The organism is Mesorhizobium sp. M7A.F.Ca.CA.001.10.2.1 (genome assembly GCF_003998575.1).
Lineage (GTDB): Bacteria > Pseudomonadota > Alphaproteobacteria > Rhizobiales > Rhizobiaceae > Mesorhizobium.
In genome coordinates, this window is sequence record NZ_RZQY01000815.1 from 1 (window position 1) to 2,321 (window position 2,321).

The following is a 2,321-nucleotide window of genomic DNA, read 5'->3' on the forward strand; positions in this document are numbered from 1 at the left end:
GTCTTCGAGACGGCGCGGGATTTTTTGTCAAAGAACTAGCTCATGCGATTGAAAGGCTTAGAAAAAGCCCTTCCGCTGCCACCAGCCGCCGCGCTTCGGCTTGTCCTCGGTCTTGTCCTCGGCCTTGGCCGCGGGCTCTTCCGCGACGATCGAAGACACGACCGGCTCGACCGGCGCATTCGCCGCCGCCGGCTTGCGCCGCGACGGGCGGGCCTTCGGTGCCTCCTCGACAGAAGCGATGGCTGCCTCGTCGGATGCGGTGACCGGCGTGTCGACCGGTGCTTCCACCTCCGCAGCCGGCTCATCGGCGACAATTTCGGCCGCGGCCTTCTTTGGCTTGGCCGCGCGACGTGGCTTCTTCGGCTTCTCCGTGGCCGGCGCGTCGTCATTTGCCGGGGCAAGCGCCACCGGCTCTTCGGCTGGTGCGGCAACGACCGGCTCGCTGGCGATCACCTCGGTTGCCCGGACTTCGCCTTCAGAAGCGTCTGCTGTTTCGCCAGCACTTGCCTCAGCCTCGCCTTCACCGTCTTCGCGACGGTTGCGCTTGCCGCCGCGCTTGCCGCGCCGGCGCTTTTTGCCCTGGCCTTCGTCCGAAGCTTCAGCTGTCTCAGACGTTTCAGCAACACCGACAGGGGCGTTGTCGTCCGCTTCCGTGTCGCCATCGCTGGCGGCCGAGTCCGGGTCCGAAAACTCACCGGCCGGAGCCGAGACGGAAGCACCGTCCGCAGGGGCGCCATGTTCGCGATCGCGATCCTTGCCGCCGCGCCGGCGCCGACGCTTGCGGCGCTTGCGGTCGCGGCCTTCGCCTTCTTCGCCACCGGCAGCGGGCCGGGGCTGTTGTTGCTGAGGCTGCTGGCGTGGCTGTTCGGCCTGCACCGGTGCTTCATCGTCTTCCTCGACGACGACAATCTCGTCCTCGGGCTCTTCCAACTCGACATAGGCCGGGAAGCTGCGCGCCTCGACGAAGCCTTCCGGCTTTTCAGCCAGCGCGCCACGGAAGATCGCATAGTGTTGCGAACCCACCGAATCGTCGGCCTCGACGGTGATCGTCAGCCCGAAGCGGCTTTCGAGTTCGACCAGCGTGCCGCGCTTGTGGTTGAGCACATAGAGTGCGGTCGCCGCCGGCGTCCGCACCGTGATGTGGCTGCGCGAATCCTTGAGCAGGAATTCCTCGATCGCCCGCACCACCATCAGCGCGACCGACGAATCGGAGCGTACATGGCCGGTGCCGCCGCAATGCGGGCAGGGCTTCATGGTCGATTCCAGCACGCTGGCGCGGATGCGCTGGCGGGACATCTCCATCAGGCCGAAATGCGAGATACGGCCGACCTGGATGCGCGCACGATCGTTCTTGAGGTGATCCTTCAACCGCTTCTCGACGGAGCGGTTGTTGCGGTTCTCCTCCATGTCGATGAAGTCGATGACGATCAGGCCGGCGAGATCGCGCAGCCTGAGCTGACGCGCGACTTCCTCGGCCGCTTCCAGATTGGTGTGGAGCGCGGTGTCCTCGATCGAGTGCTCCTTGGTGGAGCGGCCCGAATTCACATCGATGGCAACCAGCGCCTCGGTCTGGTTGATGATGATGTAGCCGCCGCTCTTCAGCGTCACCTGCGGCTGCAGCATGCGGTCAAGCTGTGCCTCGATGCCGTTGCGCACGAAGATCGGCGTCGTGTCGCGGAACGGCTGAACCACCTTGGCGTGGCTCGGCATCAGCATGCGCATGAAGTCCTTGGCCTCGCGATAGCCTTCCTCGCCGGAGACAAGAATCTCGTCGATATCCTTGTTGTAGAGGTCGCGCACCGAGCGCTTGATCAGGCTGCCTTCCTCGTAGACCAGGGCAGGGGCCGTGGACTGCAAGGTGAGATTGCGGACATTTTCCCAAAGCCGCATCAGATATTCGTAATCGCGCTTGATCTCGGCCTTGGTGCGGCTCTCGCCGGCGGTGCGCAGGATCACGCCCATGCCCTGCGGCACTTCGAGATCGGCAACGACCTCCTTCAGCCGCTTGCGGTCGACCGCGCTGGTGATCTTGCGCGAAATGCCGCCGCCACGCGCCGTGTTCGGCATCAGCACCGAATAGCGGCCGGCAAGCGACAGATAGGTGGTCAGTGCCGCACCCTTGTTGCCGCGCTCTTCCTTGACGACCTGCACCAAGAGGATCTGCCGGCGCTTGATCACTTCCTGGATCTTGTACTGGCGGCGCACCGGCTTGCGGCGGTTGCGCACTTCTTCCAGCGCGTCCTCGGCGCCGACTGATTCGACCTCGTGATCGTCCGGATGCGAGGACTGCACTTCTTCCAGCATGCCGCGATCATTGTCTC

1 protein-coding gene is annotated in these 2,321 nt (G+C 64.7%); it reads right to left on the reverse strand.

Features of this window, described 5'->3' with window-relative positions; all coding sequences use genetic code 11:
* Positions 1-57 precede the first annotated feature (57 nt).
* On the reverse strand, positions 58-2,321 hold a 2,264-nt coding region (locus EN964_RS32100), incomplete at its 5' end, for a ribonuclease E/G (protein WP_164776190.1).